Here is an 18,741-nt window from a genome sequence, read left to right on the forward strand (position 1 = left end):
ACTTTGAACCAGAGTTCAGCAAATCACCCGCAGAAGTCCGTGCCGGCGGAGACCGGACGCCAGGTCTCCACCTCGGCGCGCTGGGTGTCCAGGACGGACGTGATCGCGGTGATCGCATCCGTGCCGAGCATCAGCAGCTCGGGGGCCTTTCCGCTGTTCACCACGGTGATCAGTGCCCGGGCCGCCTTCGCCGGGTGACCGTGATGCCGAGGGGTTCCAGTTCCTTGCGCAGCGAGCCCGACATGCCCTCCAGCGCGGCCGGTGATGAGCCACGTTGTCATGCCGAAGCCTCCAGGCGGATGGTTACCGGTGCGGCCTTCTCGCCGACGACCGTGCCGACGATCGCCGGGCCGTACGAGTCGTATTTGGTGTGGTAGGCGCGATCCAGGTCGGCGCCGGTGGCCGGGTCGGCCAGGGTGAAGGTGACGTCGCGTTCGACGCCGCCGGCCTGGATGCGGCCGGTGCCGGCCGCGACGGCCCGGCGGAACCACGGGTTGCCCGAGCCATACGCGCTGCGCACGTACAACTCGTCGCCGGAGCGGACCACCCAGATCGTCACGTACTGCCGGAGGGTGCCGTTTGCGCGGCGCGACGCGATCCGCAGTTCGGTGGCGTCGCCGATCGCGGCCAGTTCCTCATCGGTCCAGCTCATTCGCCAACCTCGCATTCCAGCTGGCCAGCAGCTGTAGGGAATCGTATTCGGGAGTGCCCGGCGCGGCGTGGTACGCGTTGAGCCGCAGGCCGGTGTCGGCGGTCAGGTCCATCGACTCGTAGCCGAGCGTCAGGTCGCCGACCTCCGGGTGGTGCAGGCGTTTCACACCCGCTCGGTGCAGCCGCACGTCGTGCGCGGCCCACCAGGTGCGGAAGAGGTCGCTGCGGGTGCTGAGCTCGCCGATCAGGTCGGTGAGCTTCCGGTCGTAGGGGTCCCGGCCGGCCTCGCCACGCAGCAACGCGACGACGTCGGCCGCCAACTCTTCCCAATCGATGTAGAACTCTTGGGCGGAGGGTTCTAGAAAGATGAACCGAGCCATGTTCGGTGTCCCGGAAGAGTTCTGGAACAGTGGCGCGAAAACGGCCCGCCCCAGAGCATTGGCGGCTAGAACGTCGAGCCGGCCGTTCCGCACATAGGCCGGCGCGAGAGTCATCGCGTCGAGCAGGAGTTGCACACCGGGCCGCACCGTCGACGTCGTCCGGCGCCGGCCGCGCACGGTGGAGACCGTCGCGTTGGCGGTGCGGGCGAGGTCGAGCAGGTGGGCGCGTTCGGCCTCGTCGAGGTGCAGGGCACGGGCGAGCGCCTCGAGCACGCTGTCCGAGACGCCGGAGAGGTTGCCGCGCTCGAGCCGGGTGTAGTAGTCGATGCTGACGCCGGCCAGCATCGCCACCTCTTCCCGGCGCAGCCCGCTGACCCGCCGCCGGGCCCCGAAGTCGGGCAGCCCGGCCTGCGCCGGGGTGATCTTCCCGCGCCGGCTGGTCAGAAAGTCGCGGATCTCCGCCCGGTTGTCCATGCCCCGACGCTACGACGCCGCGCGCTGGGCAGGGAGGTTCTGTCAGTACCGGGTTACGCTGCCGGGCATGGCGGAGATGCGGCGGTGCCCGCGATGCGGCCATCCGACCCGTGCCGACCGGATGGTCAAGGGGTACGGGCGGGACTGCGCGGCCCAGCTGGGCCTGATCGGGAGCTCGGTCGACGTCGGCCATGAGGGGCCCGATCTGCTCGACGTGCTTGGCGAACTCGGCGAGGACGCCTGCGACGGGGCGGATCGGCCGGCCGACCGCTAGGCCTGGAGCGCCGGTAGGCGTACCGAAAAGGTTGTTCCCAGATGTGGTTGGCTCTCCACCTCGATGGTGCCGCCGTGGTCGGTGACGATCCGGTGGGCGATGGTCAGGCCCAGGCCGGTGCCGCCGGTGGCCCGCTGCCGGGCCGGGTCGGCCCGCCAGAAGCGGTCGAAGACGCGCCGCAGGTCGCCGGGGTCGATGCCGACGCCGGTGTCGCGCACGCTCAGCACCGCCTCGCCGTCCGCCACGTACGCCCGGACCAGGATCTGGCCGCCGCGGTCGGTGTAGCGGATGGCGTTGGACAGCAGGTTGCCGAGCACCTGACGCAGCCGGTCGCTGTCACCGTCCACCCAGACCGGTGCGGGCGCGTCGGCGGTCAGCGTCACGCCGGCCTCGGCGGCCACCGCCCGGTGCGCGGTCGCGGTCGTCGCGGCCAGGTCGGACAGGTCGAGCGGGGCCCTGGTGTAACCCAGGTCGCCGGCCTCGGCCAGGGCCAGCACCTGCAGGTCGTCCAGGATCCGGCGCTGCAGCAGGGTTTCCTCGTGCAGCGACGCGAACAGTTCCCGGCTCGGCTCGACCACGCCGTCGGACAGTCCTTCCAGGTAGCCACGGAGGTTCGACAACGGCGTACGCATCTCGTGGGCGACGTCGGCGACCAGCCGGCGCTGGCGTTCCTCGCTGCGTTGCACCGCCTCGGCCATGGCGTTGAACGACGCGGACAGCCGGGCCAGTTCGCCGCGGCCGCGGGTGGGCACCCGCACGTCCAGGCGGCCGCCGGCGAGCAGCCGGGACGCGTCGGTGAGGCGGTGCACCGGGCGGCTGATCCGGCGGGCGATCAACGCGGTGCCGAGCGTCGCGACCGCGAGCAGGCCGACGGCGCCGAAGATGGCCGGCCGGCCCAGCTGGGTGAGGTCGAGGTCGTCGCGGCCACCCAGGAACAGTTGCAGCGGTACGGCCGAGGTGGTGGCGACGGCGTTGCCGAAACCGGCGGTCAGGCAGACATCGCCGTTGTACATCACCGCGCGTTTGGCCGTGCAGGCGTAGAAGCTGGCGTTCACGTCGGCCTGCCACGAGGTGTCCCGGAGGACCTTCGTGGTGGCCTCTCTCAGGCAGGCCGGGTCGGCTGCCATCTGGGCCTCGGTCAGGTAGGGGGCGTCGCTGGTGAGCAGCACCGGATCGGCCTTCGTCTTCGCCGCGTGGCAGCGCACCATGACCAGCGAGGCCCGGTACTGGGCGACCTGACGGGCGGCGAGCCACGGGGCGCTGCCCCGGGTCGGGTCGGTCGGCGCCGGGCCGTAGATGTCGGCCAGGAAGTTCTTCTTGATGATCACGTACGCCCCGGGGTCGCCCCCGGCCCGGAAGGTCGACGGGTCCAGGGCCGGACGCGGGTCGATGGTCAGCGACGCGCCGCGCACTCCGCCGGACGGGCGGCCCTGCATGGTGTCCGAGTCGACGAGCACGCCGCCGTCCTCGGTGCGCAGCTGGATGTGCAGGTCGGTGCGCTCGGCCAGGTCGGCGACGACCGCGTCGACCCCGGGCCAGTGGCCGTGCCGGAGGCCGTACGCCTGGATGGTGTTGATGATTTCGTCCTGGTGTTGCACCTGGGCCTGGCGGGAGCGGACCACCTCACGCTGGGTGAGGCTCAGGGTGAGCCAGGCGGTGGCCCCGATGGCGGTCGCCGCGACCAGCAGGACCAGCAAGAAGATGCGCAGCCGGAAGCTCACCGGTCGGCCAGCCGGTACCCGCGGCCGTAGACGGTCTGCACGTAGCGTGGTTCGGCCGGGTTCTGTTCGATCTTGCGGCGCAGGTTGACCACGTGCGCGTCGACGGTGCGTTCGGTGACCTCCTGCTCGAAGCCGAACGTCTTGTCGATGATCTCGCCCCGGGTGAAGACCCGGCCGGGTTCGCGGGCCAGCAGTTCTAGAATGCCGAACTCCTTGGCGGTCAAACTCACCGGTGAGCCTTCTATCCGTACCTCGAACCGGCCGGCGTCCACCTCGATGTCACCGACCCGGACCACCGCGGTCTTCGGATCACCGGCGCCGATCCGGCGCAGCAGCGCCCGGACCCGGGCGGTGAGCTCGCGCGGGCTGACCGGCTTGGCCAGGTAGTCGTCGGCGCCGATGTCCAGCCCGAGCAGCATGTCGTTCTCCGACGAGCGGGCGGTGACCAGCAGGATCGCGACGTTCGACTCGGCCCGCAGGATCCGGCACACGTCCAGGCCGTCGACCAGCGGCATCATGATGTCCAGCACGATCAGGTCGGGCTTGCGGGCCCGGGCCTGCTCCAGCGCGGCCCGGCCATCACCGACGGTGAGCACCTGGTGGCCCTCCCGCTCCAGATAGAGGCGGATGAGCTGCGCGTGCTTCGGGTCGTCGTCGGCCACGAGAATACGTGCGGTCACGACCGCATCATGACTCAGCGGTACCGGGACGGCCAAGAAATGTGCGGAACCTGTGAAGATCGTGGCCGGTTCCGATGCCCGCATCGATCTTGATCGGTTCCGCACAGGTTCCTCACAACCGGCGCCCTACCGTCCCGCCGCATGTGTGGATTCAGCGTCTTCGTGAGCAGCCGGGCCCAGGCCGGCCCGCCCGACCCGGACACCGTCGCCGAGTTCTCCCGCGCCCTGGAGACCATGCACCACCGGGGGCCGGACGACACGCGGGTCGAGTACGCCGACGGGATGGCGTTCGGGTTCAAGCGGCTGGCCATCGTCGACCGGGCGGACAGCGCGCAACCGCTGCACTACCAGGGCCGGTGGACCGTCGTCTTCAACGGGGAGATCTATAACTATCGGGCGCTGCGAGCAGAACTCATCGGCGCCGGAGCGGTCTTCACCACCAGTGGAGATGCAGAAGTGCTGGCCGCCGCGTTCCACCACTGGGGTGCGGCCGCACTGCCCCGGCTGCGCGGGATGTTCGCCTTCGCGGCCTACGACCACTGGACCGGAACCCTGCACGCCGCGCGCGATCCGTTCGGTATCAAGCCGCTTTACATCCTGGAGACCACCGACGGCGTGTTCCTGGCCAGCGAGCGCAAGGCCCTTCAGCCGTTCAGCGGTGGCGAGCTGGACACCGATGCGCTCGCTCACTACCTGACCTTCCAGTACGTGCCCGAGCCGATGACCCTCGACCGTGAGGTACGCCGCCTGCCGCCGGGCCATCGGCTGACCTGGACACCGAGCGGCGGCCTGCGTCAGGAGCGGTACTTCCGGCCCTCGCTGCGCCCGCTCAAGCTGCAACCCGAGGTGGCCTACCAGGCGATCCAGGACGCGCTGCGGGACAGCGTCCGCAAGCACCTGCAGGCCGACGTGCCGGTCGGCGCGTTCCTGTCCAGCGGCGTCGACTCGTCCGCGGTGGTCGCCCTGGCCCGCGAGGTGCACCCCGACCTGCACGTCTTCACGGCCGGCTTCGCCCACGAGGGCTACTCCGAGATCGAGATCGCCACCGACACCGCCCAGCAGCTGGGCGTACGGATCACCCCGACCGTGGTCACCGAGGACGACGTGATCCGGGAGCTGCCGCGGATCATCCACCTGCTCGACGACCCCAGCGGCGACCCGTCGCTCATCCCGCTGTACTTCCTGGCCCGCACCGCGTCGCGGTACGTGACGGTCGCCCTCTCCGGCGAGGGCTCGGACGAACTCTTCGGCGGTTACACGATCTATCGCGAACCGGCGTCGCTGGCCGGGATCGAGCGACTGCCCGGCGGGATGAAGCGCGGCCTGCGCGGGCTGTCGCACGTCATGCCCGAGGGCATGCGCGGCCGAAGCTTTCTAGAACGCGGCACCACCCCGATCGAGGAGCGCTACTACGGCAACGCGCGCATCTTCTCCCCCGAGGAGAAGGCCTCGCTCATGCGTTTCACCGCCGAACCCCACACTTCGATAACCCAGCGGCTGTACGCCGAGACCGCCGACGTCGACGATGTGGCCTCGATGCAGTACGTCGACCTGCACACCTGGCTGCCCGGCGACATCCTGCACAAGGCCGACCGGATGTCGATGGCGCACTCGCTGGAGTTGCGCGTCCCGTTCCTTGACCAGGCCGTGTACGCGGCCGCGGCCGGCCTGTCCACCGAACTGAAACTCCCGGCCCACAGCCGCACCACCAAGCACGCGCTGCGCGAGGCGATGCGCGGCATCGTCCCCGAGTCGGTGCGGTCACGGCGCAAGCTCGGCTTTCCCACGCCGACCCGGATCTGGCTGAAGGGCTCGATCGGCGACTGGGTCGGCGGCCTGCTCGCCGATTCCCGGGCCGGTCACCTGCTCGACCTGAACTACGCGCTGCGCCTGCTGGCCGACCACCGGGCCGGGCTCGCCGACAACTCGCGCAAGGTGTGGGCGGTGGCGATGTTCTGCCTCTGGTACGCGGTCAACGTGGACCGCTCGATCAACCCGCACGCCGGCCATGTCGATCGGACGCCGTCCGCTCCGACTCTTTCCAAAGAGAGGAGTACGGCATGAAATACCTGATCCTGGCCCGCGGCCCCTGGGACGCCCACCTGGCCACCGAGATGATCGACGCGGGCGTGCACGTGGCAGCCGAGGGCCTGACCGGCCCCGACCTGGCCCACGGCACGCTGGCCACGCCCTTGGTGACCGGTTTCTACCTGATCGACTGCCCCACCCGCTCCGAGGCCCTGGCCTGGGCGTCCCGAACTCCCGACACCGAGCTGCGCCCGGTCGAAGACCCAGGCGGCCACGAGTTCTAGCCACCGGCCCGCACAGTTCTAGCCGGCCGCCCGCATGGGTTGTAGCCTGCCGCCCGCATGGTTATAGCTGGTCGCCAGCATGGTTCTAGCTGGCGCCCGCATCGTTCTAGCCTGCCGCCCGCACGGTTTAGCCGGCCGCCCGCATGGTTCTGGCCGGCCCTCAGCATGGTTCTAGGCGGCCGTCAGTTTGGCGCGCACGGCGTCGGCGGTGGGGTGGCCGATTTCGGCGAGGGTGGCGGTCGCCTGGGTCCACGCCTCGCGGGCCTCGTCGAGGCGGCCGGCGGCCTGGTGTGCGTCGCCCATGCGGTCCAGGGTTTCGCCCTGGCCGTGCCGGTCGCCCAGCTCGCGGTAGATGTCGACGGCTCGCTGATAGTCGCGGACCGCCTCGTCGGGCTGGTCGGTCCGGGCGTGGATGTAGCCGAGGCTGTCCAAGGTCTCGGCCACGCCGCGCCGGTCGCCGGCCGCGGTGAACCGGGAGACCGCCTCGGTGCAGTGGCCGAGGGCCGCGGCGGTATCGCCGAGCAGCGACTCGTACCAGCCGAGGCAGTTCAGCGCGTAGGGGTAGATGTCCAGGTCGCGGGCCAGGTCGAGGGCGCGGGCGGCGGCGGCGCGGGCCGGTTCGAGCCGGTCCAGGATCTCCAGCAGCCAGGACAGGTCGAGGTGCGAGTTGGCCTGGCCGCGGCGGTCGCCGATCCGCCGGAACAGGCCGATTGCCCGGCCTAGGTGGCGGTGCGCATCGTCGTACGCCCCGAGTTGGATCTCGGCGCGGGCAATCGCCCGCAGCGCCTTGGCCTGGGCCTGTTCGTCGGCCAGCCGGGCGGCCGCGGCCAGGGCCGAGCGCTGCCCGGTGATCTGGTCATGCCAGTGGCCCTGCCGCTGCAGGTAGGTGGTGAGGTGGTAGGCGAGCGGGATGACCGCGCCGGGCAGCCCGGCCGCGGTGGCCTCGGCGAGCATGGTGAGCAGCGGCTGGTGCCGCCACCGGAACCAGGCCATCGCCTGGTCGGCGTCCGCCAGCGGCTCGACCGTGATGCCGTCGGCCGGCGGCGGCAGCGGAACCGGCGCGCGAGCCGGGTCGAGCAGCAGATCGGCCCGCGCGGCCGTGTGCACGTAGTGGCTGATCATCCGGCCCCTGGCAAGCTCCCCCTCGTTCTCCGGCGCCGTGTTCGTGAGGTCGGTGGCGTAGGCGTGCAGCAGGTCGTGGAGGGTGATTTCGCCCTCGATCAGGCTGGCTCGGCGCAGCTCGGCAACCAAGGCGCTGACCGGGGCGCCGGCCAGGGACGACGCGGCGGCCGGCGACACGTCCGGGACCGGGTGCAGGCCTAGCAGGCGGAACAGGCGGGCGGCCGGCGCCGAAAGGGTGCGCAGCGACGCGGCGAACAGCTCGCGCAGGTCGGTGGCTGGGTCGTCGCCGGCCGACAGCAGTTCCGAGGCCAGGTGGGACAGCGGCATCGTGGGATCGGCAGCCGCCCGCGCGGCCGCCAGGGAAAGCGCCAGGGGCAGGCCGGCCGCGCGGTCGATCAGGCCGGCGATCGCCTCCGGGTCGCCGGCGACCCGGGCGGCGCCGAGTCGTCGCGTCAGGAAGCGGTGCGACTCGGCCCGGGACAGCAGTCCGAGCCGCAGCGACCGGGCCTGCGACGTGGTGACCAGGCCGGTCAGCGGGTCGCGGCTGGTCACCAGTACTACGCAGCCGCCACCGCCGGGCAGCAGCGGCCGAACCTGCTCGGCCGAGCGGGCGTTGTCCAGCACCACCAGCACCGTTCTATCCGCGAGCAGGCTGCGATACAGCGCGCTGCGGTCGTCGAGCTGGGCCGGGATCCGCGCGGCCGGCACCCCGAGCGCGTCGAGGAATCCGCGCAGCGCCACGCCCGGACCCAGCGGCCCACTGGGATCGAATCCGCGCAGATTCACGTAGAGCTGACCGTCCGGGAAGCGGTCCCGGGCCGAATGTCCCCAATGGACAGCGAGGGAGGTCTTGCCTACGCCGGCGGTCCCGTGGATCACGCACACGGCGCCGAGACTGTCGAGAGTGTCCAGTTCGGCCCGGCGGCCGGTGAACCCGGCCACCCCGGCCGGCAATTGCGCGGGCACGGAACGCGGCGGACCGGCAGGCCGTCCGCTCATCCGGGCGTACGCCTCCCGCAGGCGCTCGCCCACCTCGACGCCGAGGTCGTCCAGCAGGCGGCGGGCGATCTCCTGGTAGGTGGCCAGCGCGGCTGCTCGCTGGCCGTCGGCGGTGAGCGCGCGGATCAGCTGGGCGTGCAGCTCCTCGTGGTAGGGGGTGGCCTCGGCGGCGGCCCGCAGCTCGGCCAGGACGGCCCGGAGCTCGCCGGGGCGGTTCTCCGCCTCGGCCCAGCGCACCAGCAACTCCGTGCGCTCCTCCAGCAGGGTCTCGCGCACCCGGCGCGCCCACTCCCCCGGAATGCCCGCCAGGGCTACCGGCTGCCAGCCGGTCAGCGCGCGCCGTAGCAAAGCCGCCCGTTCGCCCGGGTCGCCGGTCTTGCCGGCCTCGATGACCAGGCGCCGGCTGACGTGCAGGTCCACCAGGTCGGGTTCCACCTCGGCCCGGTAGCCGCCGGCGGCGTAACGCAGGGTGACCGAGTCGGGCAGCCGGCCGCGGAGGCGGGTCGCGTACGTCGCGATCAGGTTGCGGGCCCGCTTCGGCGGGTCCATCCCCCAGATGCGGTCGATCAGCACGTCCACCGGGACCGGGCGGCCCGGCTCGAGCAGCAGGCAGGCGAGCAGGCAGCACTGTTTGCCGGGGCCCAGATCGATCTCCCGGTCGGCCAGTTCCAGAAGTGTCGGGCCGAGGATGTGGAAGAGGAGCCGACCGGGCACCCCGCCACTACAGCACGTATTCCATCGATGGTCCATCCGAAATCCATCGGGGCACGCGAACCTGTGCGGCGGGACGGTGCATCGTCTGGGGGCGATGCACCGGCGCGGGTCTCGTCTCGGGGGAGATAAGCACGATGCCCAATGTCGTCATCATGTCGCGTTACCGGGTGCTCGGCCCGGTCCGGATCACCGGGAAGCCGGCCGCGCCCTGCCCGCCGAAGGCACGGGAACTGCTGGCGCTGCTGGTGCTGAACGCCAACCGCCCGGTGCCGTACTCGGCTATCACCTGCGAGTTGTGGGCGGGCGATCCGCCGCCGTCGGCGCGGGCCAACGTGCGCACCTACGCGGCCGGGTTGCGGCAGGCGGGAGCGCGGGTGACCGCGACCGGCGACGGCTACTGGCTGGCCACCGACCCGCATGACGTGGACCTGGTGCGGTTCCGGGCGGCGGTGGCCCGGGGGCGGGCGCTGCGGGATGCCGGTGACCGGATGGCGGCGGTGGCGACCTTCCGGGCGGCCGCGGCGATGTGGCGCGGGCAGGCGCTCGGTGACATTCCGGTCGGCATGCTGCTGCGGCCGTGGCAGGCGGCCCTCGACCGGGAACGCGTCATCCTGACCGAGGAACTGGCCGCGCTGCTCGACCGGGCGCCCCTGGTTTTGTCTTGAGGCGCTGGGGCCGGGCCCGCCCGGCGCGGGCGCGCGGAGGGTGAGTGTCGCTCAGCGGGACCGAGTGCCACGGGACTGGTCCGACGGCGTACTCATAAAGGTTTGAGCAGGCGGCCGAAACGGCTGCGATGGAAGACCAGCGGGGAGGGTTCGGCCTGGCCGGTGTGGGTGGCGGTGTGCAGTTGCAGCAGGACGATGGTGTGGTCGCCGGCCAGCACCTCGCGGTAGATGGTGGTGTCGAAGTGGGCCAGGCCGTCGTCCAGCAGGACCGCGCCGTCGTCCGTCGCGGTCAGCGACAGGTTGTCGAAGCGATTGTCGACCGGGCCGGCCAGCTGGCGGGCTACCGCGGAGTGATGGTCGGCCAGGATCGTCACGCCCAGATGGGGGGCTCGGCGCAGGTCGGGCCAAGTTTTTGAGGCGTTGGCGATGGAGAACGAGACAAGCGGCGGGTCCAGGCTCACCGAGGTGAAGGAACTGGCGGCCAGGCCGGACGGGACGCCGTCGACCAGGGCGGCCACCGCCACGACGCCGCTCGGGAAGATGCCGAACACCTCGCGCAGCCGGGCCGGGTCCAGGTCCTGATTGGTACGCAAACTGGTCATGAGGCGGCTCCGAACGGTACGGCTGAGCCCACCCGGCGAGCCGGTGCGGGGTGCTGCCAGCGGCCGCGGCGGGTCAACTCGGGGAGTACCCCCTCGCCGAAGTGGTACGCCTCCTCGAGATGTGGGTAACCCGACAGCACGAACTCGCTGATGCCGGCGGCCGCATATTCCTCGATGAGGTCGGCGATCTGCTGGTGGCTGCCGACCAGGGCGGTGCCGGCGCCGCCGCGGACCAGGCCGACCCCGGCCCACAGGTTGGGGTAGATCTCCAGGCCGTCCTTGGTGCCGCCGTTCAGCGCGAGCATCCGCTTCTGGCCCTCGGAGCCGCTGCGCTTGAGACCGGCCTGGATGCGGCGGATCTGGTCCTCGGGGATGCCGTCGACCAGCCGGCCGGCCTCGGCCCACGCCTCGTCGGCGGTGTCCCGGGCGATGGTGTGCAGGCGGATGCCGTACCGGAGCTCGCGGCCCTGCTTGTCGGCCAGGTTGCGCACCCGGTCGATCTTCTCGGCCACCGCGGCGGGCGGCTCACCCCAGGTGAGGTAGACGTCGACGTGCCGGGCGGCGACGTCGAGGGCGGCCGGGGAGGAACCGCCGAAGTAGACCTCCGGCAGCGGGTCGGGGATCTGGGCCAGGGCCGCGTCCTCCAGGCGGTAGTGCCGGCCCTCGTGCGTGATCGTCTCGCCGGACCACAGCGCCTTGATCAGGTGCAGGAACTCGCCGCAGCGCTCGTAGCGGGCGTCCTTGTCCAGGTAGTCGCCGTACATCCGCTGCTCGTGGTCCTCGCCGCCGGTGACCACGTTGAGCAGCAGCCGGCCGCCGGAGAGGTTCTGGAAGGTGCCGGCCATCTGCGCGGCCAGGAACGGCGCGATCAGCCCGGGCCGGAACGCGACAAGGAACTTCAGCCGCTCGGAGAGGCTGCTGATCATGGCGGTGGTCAGCCAGGCGTCCTCGCACCAGGCGCCGGTCGGGGTCAGCGCGGCCTCGAAGCCGAGCTGTTCGGCCGAGCGGGCGATCTGGCCGAGGTAGCCGACCGAGGCCGGCCGGCCGCCGGACATGGCCGGGGTGCCGTGGCCGCCGCCGACGATCTGCCGGCCGTCGCCGCCGTTGGTGGGCAGGAACCAGTGGAACTTGAGGTCGGTCATCGCTCACCCCTGACGTCGCAATCTCTACCGCAAATATAGGCTTAGTGGATTATGCTTCCGCAAGGTGCTGGATGGAAGGCGTTGCTTATCACCCCGGCGCCGCCCCCTCTCACGGACGGAACGCTACATGCGGATCGAGCAGCTGGAATACCTGGCCGCGGTGACCCGCTTCGGCTCGCTGCGACGAGCCAGTGAGCGACTGCACATCTCCCAGCCGGCGATCAGCGAGGCCATCCGCAAGCTCGAACGGGAACTCGGCGTCACCCTGCTCGACCGGCACCGCTCCGGCGCCCGGATCAGCCTGGCCGGCCGCGAGCTGCTCCAGCCGATCGTCGACGTCCTGGAATCGGTCGAACGGCTCAAGGCCGCCGCCGGCGACCAGCTGGCCACCCGGCGGCTGCTGCGGATCGGCACGGTCAACGCCGGTACGGCGACGCTGGTGCTGCCGGCCGTGAAAGCGTTCCAGGAGGCGAACAGCCGGGCCGCCGTCGAGGTGCGCAACCTGCAACAGGACGAGATCCACGTGGCGCTGGCCGAGGGCACCCTCGACCTGGGCCTGGTCAACCTGCTCGACGGCGACGACGCACCGCCGGACTTCGAGGTCACTCCCCTGCTGGCCGGCCGCCCGGCCGCGGTCCTGCCGGCCGGGCACCCGCTCGCGGCGAAGGCCGAGGTCACGGCGGCCGACCTGCGGGCCGAGCGGTTCGTGGCGATGCGGTCGGGCTATCTGATGTACCGGTTCGCGCACCGGCTCTTCGGCTCCGACCTGCCGGCCTCGTGGCACTCCACCGACGGCGCCGAGATGGGCAAGATGATGGTCGCCGAGGGCATCGGCCTCACCGTCCTGCCCGATTACAGCGTGCGCGGCGACCCGCTCGAACAGGCCGGGCTGATCGTGACCCGGCCGCTGGCCGGCGACGACACGGTGGTCACCATGGTGGCCCTGCACCGGCGCCAAGCTCGGGTCCCACCGGTCGTGCTCGAGCTGCTCGAACACCTTCGTGGTCGCGCCGGTTCTCCAGCGCCAGCACCCGATCGAGCAGCCGGAACCGGAACGCGGCGGTCAGCACCGCGAACCAACCGGCCAGGGCCGGCACCACGGTGCTGAAGATGGCCGGGCCGGGGCTGGTCAGTCCGAAGTAGGTGGACAGCGGCGAGATGACCAGGACCGCGGCGAAAACCACGAGCAAAGCCAGGACCAGCCGTACGGGATCAGACCCGACAGTACGGCGGTGATCTGCACCGTACGCAGCAGCGAGAGGCCCTCGATCACGGACTGCCCGAGAATGGTGTTGAAGAACGAGAGACGTTGGCCCGCAGGATCTGCGCGTAACCGCGGGTGGAGGCGCCCGCCGAGGGCGTCGCTGCCTATTTCCTCAATTCATTCCGAATTGCATTCGGCAACCCGATTTCGGGAACGGAGGCGAACGAGGCGGCTCGCAGCATAGCCACTGGCAACAGCGACGGCGGCGGAAGGCGGATAAAAGTCCGACCGACGATCGGCTGCCGCATTCTGAGCATGGGAAACGGCCGGGCGGGAGAGGGCGGCATGAGCCGAGCGCGATCGTGGATGGCGAATGTGCCGGTCCAGGCGAAAGTTCTGACGCCGGTGGTGGTGGCCGCGATCGGGATCGCCGTGGTCGCCTGGTCCGGGCTGGCCGCGCTCGCGGCCGAGGGGAACCGCACCCGGGCGATGTACGACGAGGTGGCCCGGCCGCTCGCCGCCCTGGTCTCGTTGCGCGACATGCAGGGAGACTCCCGGGTCGAGGTCCGGGACGTGCTGCTGCAGTCCGGCTCGGCGCAGGCGGACGTCATCTCCGGCATGAGCGACACCGACGCCGCCGCCGACGCCGCGATCGCCACCTACGTCAGTGACCACAGCACGCTGGACAGCAACCGGACCACCCTGATCGCCACCGCACGGGAGGGCCTGGCCAGCTGGCGGGACGTCCGCGACAAGCAGCTCGTCCCGCTGGCCAAGGCCGGCGACCTGGTCAAGGGCGAGGCCCTGCTCGCCTCGGGCGGTGCGCTCACCGTCGCCAACAAGACGTTCGGCGGCGCGCTGGACGCCCTGGCCGAGGCCGAGGCGGCGGCCGGCGCGCAGACCAAGGCCACCGCCGGCGCGGAGGAGAGCCGCAAGCGCACCATGGTGGTGATCATCTCGATCGTGGTGGTCGCCGTCGCCGTACTGATCGGGGTCCTCGTCGCCCGGCTGGTGGTCCACCCGCTGCGCCGGGTCCACGGCGTGCTCAGCGACCTGGCCGGCGGCGACCTCACCGGCGACCCGCGGGTCAGCGGCCGCGACGAGCTCGGCCAGATGGGTTCGGCGCTGGTCGCCGCGAACACCGCGCTGCGGCACACGGTCGGCACGATCGTGGAGTCGGCGGACACCCTCGGCGACGCCGCCGACCACCTGGCCACCAACAGCGGTCAGATCGCCCACCGGGTCAGCGACCTGGCCGCGCAGTTCAGCACGGTGGCGGCCGACGCGGACAGCGCCTCGCACAGCATCTCCTCGGTCACCGCGGGCGCCAGCGAGATGACCGACGCGATCACCGAGATCGCCCGCAGCGCCGAGCAGGCGGCGCTGGTGGCCAGCGACGCCGTCGCCATCGTCACCGGCACCTCGGCCACCATCGAGCAGCTGGGCCGCAGCTCCGCCGACATCGAGCAGGTGCTCAAGGCCATCACCGCGATCGCCGAGCAGACCAACCTTCTGGCGCTCAACGCCACCATCGAGGCGGCCCGGGCCGGGGAGACCGGCAAGGGCTTCGCCGTGGTCGCCGGGGAGGTCAAGGACCTGGCCCAGCAGACCGCGGCCGCCACCGACGACATCGCCCGGCGGATCGGCGCGATCCAGTCGACCAGCGCCGAGGCGACCGCCGCGATCAGCCGGATCGGCGAGGTGATCAACGAGATCAACGATCACCAGGGGGCGATCGCCGCCGCGGTCGAGGAGCAGACCGCCACGACCGGCGAGATGGGCCGCAGCGTCGCCGAGGCCGCCGACGCGAGCGCCCGGATCGCGGCCACCATCACCACGGTGGCGAACGGCGCCCGGCAGGCGGAGGCCGAGGTCGTGGAGTCGCAGGGCCAGATCGGCACGGTCGCCCGGATGTCCGGCGACCTGCGCGAACTGGTCCGCGGCTTCCGTTACTAGAGCTTGCTCAGAACGCGGCGCGAGATCCTACAACTTGTAGGTGAATCTCCGGCCGGATCCGGCGAGTCATGTCGGAAAGGCCCGGAAGGTCGCCATGCTCGGGGGCGTCCTGACCGCACCACCCGACCGGAGCACCCGATGATCGTCACCGAAACCGGCCGTACCGTCATGAAGAAACTGCCCGAGGTGACGCTCGCCTTCTGGATCATGAAGATCGCCGCCACCACGCTCGGCGAGACCGCCGGCGACCTGTTCGCCCAGACGCTGAAGCTGGGCTACTTCCTGACCACCATCGCGCTCTTCGCGGTCTTCGTGGTCACCCTGATCGTGCAGTTGCGGTCGCGGCACTACAACCCGTTCTTCTACTGGACGGTCATCCTGTCCACCAGCACGGCCGGCACCACCATGTCCGACTTCATGAACCGGGACGCCAGCGGCGAGTACCTGGCCGCCGGCACCACCTCGCTGGGCTGGGGGCCGCAGGGCCTGGGGCTGGGCTACCCGACCGGCGCGGCGATCCTGATCTCGCTGCTGATCGCGATCTTCGCGGTCTGGAAGGTCAGCGGCCAGACCTTCGCCATCCGCGACATCACCACGTTCCGCGGCGAGGCCCTGTTCTGGGCGGCCATCCTGGTCTCCAACACGCTCGGCACCTCGATGGGCGACTTCCTGGCCGACAGTTCCGGCCTCGGCTACGCCGGTGGGGCGCTGCTGGTCACCGGGCTGCTGGCGGTGCTGCTCGCCGTCAAGTGGGTGCCGGCGGTCCCGAACGTGCTGTTGTTCTGGCTGGCGTTCGTGCTGACCCGGCCGCTCGGCGCGACCGCCGGGGACTTCCTCACCAAGCCGGTGGCCAAGGGCGGGCTCGCGCTCGGCACGATCGGCTCGTCGATGGTGCTGCTCGCGGTGCTGCTCGGCCTCATCGCGTACGCCTACCGGCAGGAGAACCACCGTCGTCTTCAGGGAACCTTCAGGGCCGGTCTCGGATGATCCGCCGCCATGGCTCACGCGTCACTGACCTATCCCGAGGCGATCGTCATCGGGCTGCTGCAGGGTGTCACCGAACTGTTCCCGGTCTCGAGTCTCGGGCACAGCGTCCTACTCCCGGCGGTGATCGGCGGCGGCTGGGCCCGGGACCTGAACATGAGCGCCGACCAATCGCCCTACCTGGCGTTCGTGGTCGCCGTGCACGTCGCGACGGCAGTGGCGCTGGTGTGGTTCTTCCGCGCCGACTGGGCCCGGATCGTGCGCGGGTTCATCTCGTCGGTGCGCCGGCGCGCGATCACCAATGCCGACGAACGGCTCGCCTGGCTGCTGATCGTGGCCACCATCCCGGTCGGGCTGGCCGGCCTCGTCCTCGAGCACACCGTGCGGACGGCGCTCGGGAGGCCGCTTCCCGCCGCCCTGTTCCTGATTCTCAACGGCATCCTGCTGGCCACGGTCGAGCGTCTGCGTAGCCGGCAGCCGAGAGTAGCGGTGCCGGTCGGCGGGGGCGGCGGCGTGTACGTGAGCAGCGACCGGGACGATCCGGACCAGCGGATCGCCGGTCAGTCGTGGAAGCAGGTGCTGCTGATCGGGTCGGCGCAGATCCTGGCGCTGCTGCCGGGGGTCAGCCGCTCGGGTGCCGCGATCGGCGCCGGCCTGCTCCGCGGTCTGTCCCATGAGGACGCCGCCCGGTTCGCCTTCCTGCTGGCCACGCCGGTGATCGCGGCGGCCGGTGTGCTGAAGCTGCCCGAACTGGCCGGGCCGGAGGGCCGGGGCATCCTCGGCCCGGTGCTGGCCGGCAGCGTGGTGGCGGGTCTGGCGGCGTACGTGTCGCTGCGGTTCCTCACCCGTTACTTCGAGACCCGGACCCTCAACCCGTTCGCGATCTACTGTGTCGTCGCCGGTCTGGGCGGGCTGGTCTGGACGACCCTGGCCGGCTAGGACGGTGTGGCGACCCGGGCCGGCAGCGTGACGGTGACGGTCAGCCCGCCGCCCGGGCGCACGCCGGCCGCCGCGATGCCGCCGTGCGCCGCCGCGATCGAGGCCACGATGGCGAGCCCGAGGCCGAACCCGTCGTCCCCGGTCCGCTCGTGCAGGCGCCGGAAGGGCTCGAAGAGGGTCCGGGCGGCCTCCGCGGTCACGACCGGCCCGGTGTTCTCCACCGTCAGGACCACGTGGGCGTTGGCGGCGCTGGTGCTGACCCAGACGTCGCCGTCCGCGACGTTGTACCGCACGGCGTTGTCCACCAGGTTCGCCGCGAGCCGCTCCAGCAGGGTCGGATCGCCGCTGGTCACGGCCGGTGCCAGGGCGGTGTGCAGCCGGGCCGGGCCGCCGCCGGGCAGCCGGGCGTCGATCGCGTCCTCGGTGACGGTGGCCAGGTCGACGGCCTCCTGGCCGAACCGGCCGCGGTCGGTGCGGGCCAGGGTGAGCAGCGCGTCGATCAGCGCCTGCGCCTGGTGGACGGCGGCCTGCACGTCGTGCCCCATCCCGATCAGCTCGGCCGACGTCGGCTCCGGCTTGGCCAGCACCACGTCGACGGCGGTGCGCATCACGGTCAGCGGCGTCCGCAACTCGTGGCCGGCGTTGGCGATGAAGCGGCGCTGACTGTCGAACGCGGCCTGCAGGCGGTCCAGCATGTCGTCGAACGTGTCGGCCAGCTCACGCAACTCGTCCCGTGGGCCGGTCAGCGCCAGCCGGGCCGCGAGATTTTCCTCGGAGGCGTTCCGGGCAGCCTCGGTGATCCGGTGCACCGGTCTGAGCACCCGCCCGGCCACGATCCACCCGGCCACCGCGGCCAGCAGCGTCACCGCGGCCAGAGTGCTGAGCGAGTACCAGAGCAGGCGCTGCAGGGTCGCCTCGCGCTGCCTGTTCGCGCCGTTGACCAGACCTTCCTGGTAGGCCGTCTTGCACTTCTGCAGCAGCGCGGGGTCGGCCCCCTCCGGGTCGGCCGACGCGCGCTCACAACTCGAGGCGAAGCCGGCCGGAAGCGTCAGATTCGAGTCGGCCGACTCCGGCAGGTTGGTGGCCAGCAGGCCGTAGGTGATCGCGACCAGGATCGCGCCGCAGACCGCGAAGAGCCCGCAGTACACCAGGGTGAGCCGGACGCGCACGGTCACATCCGGTACCCCCGGCCGACCACGGTCTCGATCAGCGGCGGCGGCCCGAGCTTGCGGCGCAACCGGGTCAGGGTCACCGAGACCACGTTGCTGAACGGGTCGGCGTGCGCGTCCCAGACGTGCTCGAGCAACTCCTCGGCGCTGACCACTCCCCCGTCGGCGGCGATCAGCATCTCCAGCACGCCGAACTCCTTGCGGGTCAGCGACAGGTGCCGCCCGGCCCGGGCGGCCCGGTGCCGGGCCCGGTCCACGGTCAGGTCGCGGTGCTGCATCACCGGCGGGGCCGAGGGTGTACGGCGGGAGAGTGCCCGGACCCGCGCGACCAGCTCGGGAAACGCGAACGGCTTGCCGAGGTAGTCGTCGGCGCCCAGCTCCAGGCCGTCGACCCGGTCGTCCACCGACGTCGCCGCGGTCAGCAGCAGGATGCGCGCCCCGGCCCCGGTCGCCAGGGTCCGGCACACGTGGTCGCCGTGCACCACCGGCAGGTCCCGGTCCAGCACGATCACGTCGTAGTCGGTGCCGCCCGCGGCGGCCAGCGCGGCGGCCCCGTCGTGCACGACGTCCACCGCCATCCCGGCGTCGCGCATTCCCTCGCCGATCCGGGTGGCCAACGTGACGTGATCCTCGACCACCAGCACACGCATGCCGACATTGTGCCCCGGCCGGGATGACATCCGTCCAACACGGCCCGTAGCGCTGATGTCATCGCCTCGCCACTACACCTGTTCGCATCCGAGAACGGGAGTC

The 18,741-nt window shown here is 71.5% G+C and carries 18 protein-coding genes; 8 read left to right on the forward strand and 10 right to left on the reverse strand.

Translation table 11 applies throughout. The features are described from left to right. Nucleotides 1–23: 23 nt before the first annotated feature. From Ate02nite_RS16305 to Ate02nite_RS16315, 3 genes are all read right to left on the reverse strand, one after another. Nucleotides 24–164 carry a hypothetical protein gene (locus Ate02nite_RS16305; protein ID WP_203806238.1) on the reverse strand — a complete coding sequence of 47 codons (141 nt, stop codon included), beginning with the start codon at nucleotides 162–164 and terminating at the stop codon, nucleotides 24–26. Nucleotides 165–277: 113 nt separating this feature from the next. Continuing rightward, entirely contained in the window at nucleotides 278–652 is a 375-nt protein-coding gene (locus Ate02nite_RS16310; protein ID WP_239147449.1) for a DUF2255 family protein, read from the reverse strand. Beyond that, a complete protein-coding gene (locus Ate02nite_RS16315; RefSeq protein ID WP_203806242.1) occupies nucleotides 636–1,505 on the reverse strand; it encodes a helix-turn-helix transcriptional regulator in 870 nt (289 codons plus the stop codon). Before Ate02nite_RS16315 ends, Ate02nite_RS16310 begins: the two co-directional genes overlap by 17 nt. A 67-nt stretch (nucleotides 1,506–1,572) precedes the next feature. On the opposite strand from Ate02nite_RS16315, the gene Ate02nite_RS16320 reads away from it, so the two are divergent. Next, nucleotides 1,573–1,779: a hypothetical protein gene (locus Ate02nite_RS16320; RefSeq protein ID WP_203806245.1), complete on the forward strand. Its 207-nt coding sequence runs from the start codon at nucleotides 1,573–1,575 to the stop codon at nucleotides 1,777–1,779. Here the strand turns inward: Ate02nite_RS16320 and Ate02nite_RS16325 are convergent. Further along, nucleotides 1,776–3,500, reverse strand: coding sequence for a sensor histidine kinase (locus Ate02nite_RS16325; RefSeq protein WP_203806247.1), 1,725 nt, complete (start codon nucleotides 3,498–3,500; stop codon nucleotides 1,776–1,778). The genes Ate02nite_RS16320 and Ate02nite_RS16325 overlap by 4 nt on opposite strands. After that, the gene (locus tag Ate02nite_RS16330) at nucleotides 3,497–4,180 is read right to left on the reverse strand and encodes a response regulator transcription factor (RefSeq protein WP_239147450.1); all 684 of its coding nucleotides are present in this window, start codon (nucleotides 4,178–4,180) and stop codon (nucleotides 3,497–3,499) included. Before Ate02nite_RS16330 ends, Ate02nite_RS16325 begins: the two co-directional genes overlap by 4 nt. 141 nt (nucleotides 4,181–4,321) lie before the next feature. Here Ate02nite_RS16330 and asnB point away from each other — a divergent pair, with 141 nt between their 5' ends. Continuing rightward, a complete protein-coding gene (gene asnB, locus Ate02nite_RS16335) occupies nucleotides 4,322–6,244 on the forward strand; it encodes an asparagine synthase (glutamine-hydrolyzing) (protein ID WP_203806251.1) in 1,923 nt (640 codons plus the stop codon). Beyond that, a complete protein-coding gene (locus Ate02nite_RS16340) occupies nucleotides 6,241–6,492 on the forward strand; it encodes a YciI family protein (protein WP_203806253.1) in 252 nt (83 codons plus the stop codon). Before asnB ends, Ate02nite_RS16340 begins: the two co-directional genes overlap by 4 nt. A gap of 171 nt (nucleotides 6,493–6,663) precedes the next feature. Here Ate02nite_RS16340 and Ate02nite_RS16345 read toward each other — a convergent pair whose 3' ends face one another. Then, on the reverse strand, nucleotides 6,664–9,327 hold the full coding sequence (locus Ate02nite_RS16345; RefSeq protein WP_203806255.1) for an AfsR/SARP family transcriptional regulator: 2,664 nt from the start codon (nucleotides 9,325–9,327) through the stop codon (nucleotides 6,664–6,666). Between the two features lie 134 nt (nucleotides 9,328–9,461). Here Ate02nite_RS16345 and Ate02nite_RS16350 point away from each other — a divergent pair, with 134 nt between their 5' ends. Further along, nucleotides 9,462–9,992 carry an AfsR/SARP family transcriptional regulator gene (locus Ate02nite_RS16350; protein ID WP_203806257.1) on the forward strand — a complete coding sequence of 177 codons (531 nt, stop codon included), beginning with the start codon at nucleotides 9,462–9,464 and terminating at the stop codon, nucleotides 9,990–9,992. Nucleotides 9,993–10,084: 92 nt separating this feature from the next. Here Ate02nite_RS16350 and Ate02nite_RS16355 read toward each other — a convergent pair whose 3' ends face one another. Then, nucleotides 10,085–10,594, reverse strand: coding sequence for a flavin reductase family protein (locus Ate02nite_RS16355; protein WP_203806259.1), 510 nt, complete (start codon nucleotides 10,592–10,594; stop codon nucleotides 10,085–10,087). Next, a complete protein-coding gene (locus tag Ate02nite_RS16360) occupies nucleotides 10,591–11,736 on the reverse strand; it encodes an LLM class flavin-dependent oxidoreductase (protein ID WP_203806260.1) in 1,146 nt (381 codons plus the stop codon). The genes Ate02nite_RS16355 and Ate02nite_RS16360 overlap by 4 nt, the downstream gene beginning before the upstream one ends. Nucleotides 11,737–11,863: 127 nt before the next feature. On the opposite strand from Ate02nite_RS16360, the gene Ate02nite_RS16365 reads away from it, so the two are divergent. The 4 genes from Ate02nite_RS16365 (at nucleotide 11,864) to Ate02nite_RS16380 (ending at nucleotide 16,819) form a co-directional block, all read left to right on the forward strand. After that, nucleotides 11,864–12,844: a LysR family transcriptional regulator gene (locus Ate02nite_RS16365; protein WP_203806262.1), complete on the forward strand. Its 981-nt coding sequence runs from the start codon at nucleotides 11,864–11,866 to the stop codon at nucleotides 12,842–12,844. A gap of 441 nt (nucleotides 12,845–13,285) precedes the next feature. Then, nucleotides 13,286–14,896, forward strand: coding sequence for a methyl-accepting chemotaxis protein (locus Ate02nite_RS16370; protein WP_203806264.1), 1,611 nt, complete (start codon nucleotides 13,286–13,288; stop codon nucleotides 14,894–14,896). Nucleotides 14,897–15,034: 138 nt separating this feature from the next. Then, nucleotides 15,035–15,883, forward strand: coding sequence for a COG4705 family protein (locus Ate02nite_RS16375; RefSeq protein ID WP_203806266.1), 849 nt, complete (start codon nucleotides 15,035–15,037; stop codon nucleotides 15,881–15,883). Between the two features lie 9 nt (nucleotides 15,884–15,892). Further along, nucleotides 15,893–16,819, forward strand: a complete 927-nt coding sequence (locus Ate02nite_RS16380; RefSeq protein ID WP_203806268.1) for an undecaprenyl-diphosphate phosphatase — start codon at nucleotides 15,893–15,895, stop codon at nucleotides 16,817–16,819. Here Ate02nite_RS16380 and Ate02nite_RS16385 read toward each other — a convergent pair. Together Ate02nite_RS16385 and Ate02nite_RS16390 are read right to left on the reverse strand one after the other, a co-directional pair. Beyond that, nucleotides 16,816–17,994, reverse strand: coding sequence for a sensor histidine kinase (locus tag Ate02nite_RS16385; RefSeq protein ID WP_203806269.1), 1,179 nt, complete (start codon nucleotides 17,992–17,994; stop codon nucleotides 16,816–16,818). The two genes, Ate02nite_RS16380 and Ate02nite_RS16385, sit on opposite strands and share 4 nt — an antisense overlap. Further along, nucleotides 17,991–18,638 (reverse strand): response regulator transcription factor, encoded by a 648-nt coding sequence (locus Ate02nite_RS16390; RefSeq protein ID WP_203806271.1) that lies wholly within the window; start codon nucleotides 18,636–18,638, stop codon nucleotides 17,991–17,993. Before Ate02nite_RS16390 ends, Ate02nite_RS16385 begins: the two co-directional genes overlap by 4 nt. Between the last annotated feature and the right edge of the window lie 103 nt (nucleotides 18,639–18,741).

Source organism: Paractinoplanes tereljensis, assembly GCF_016862435.1.
Classification (GTDB): domain Bacteria; phylum Actinomycetota; class Actinomycetes; order Mycobacteriales; family Micromonosporaceae; genus Actinoplanes; species Actinoplanes tereljensis.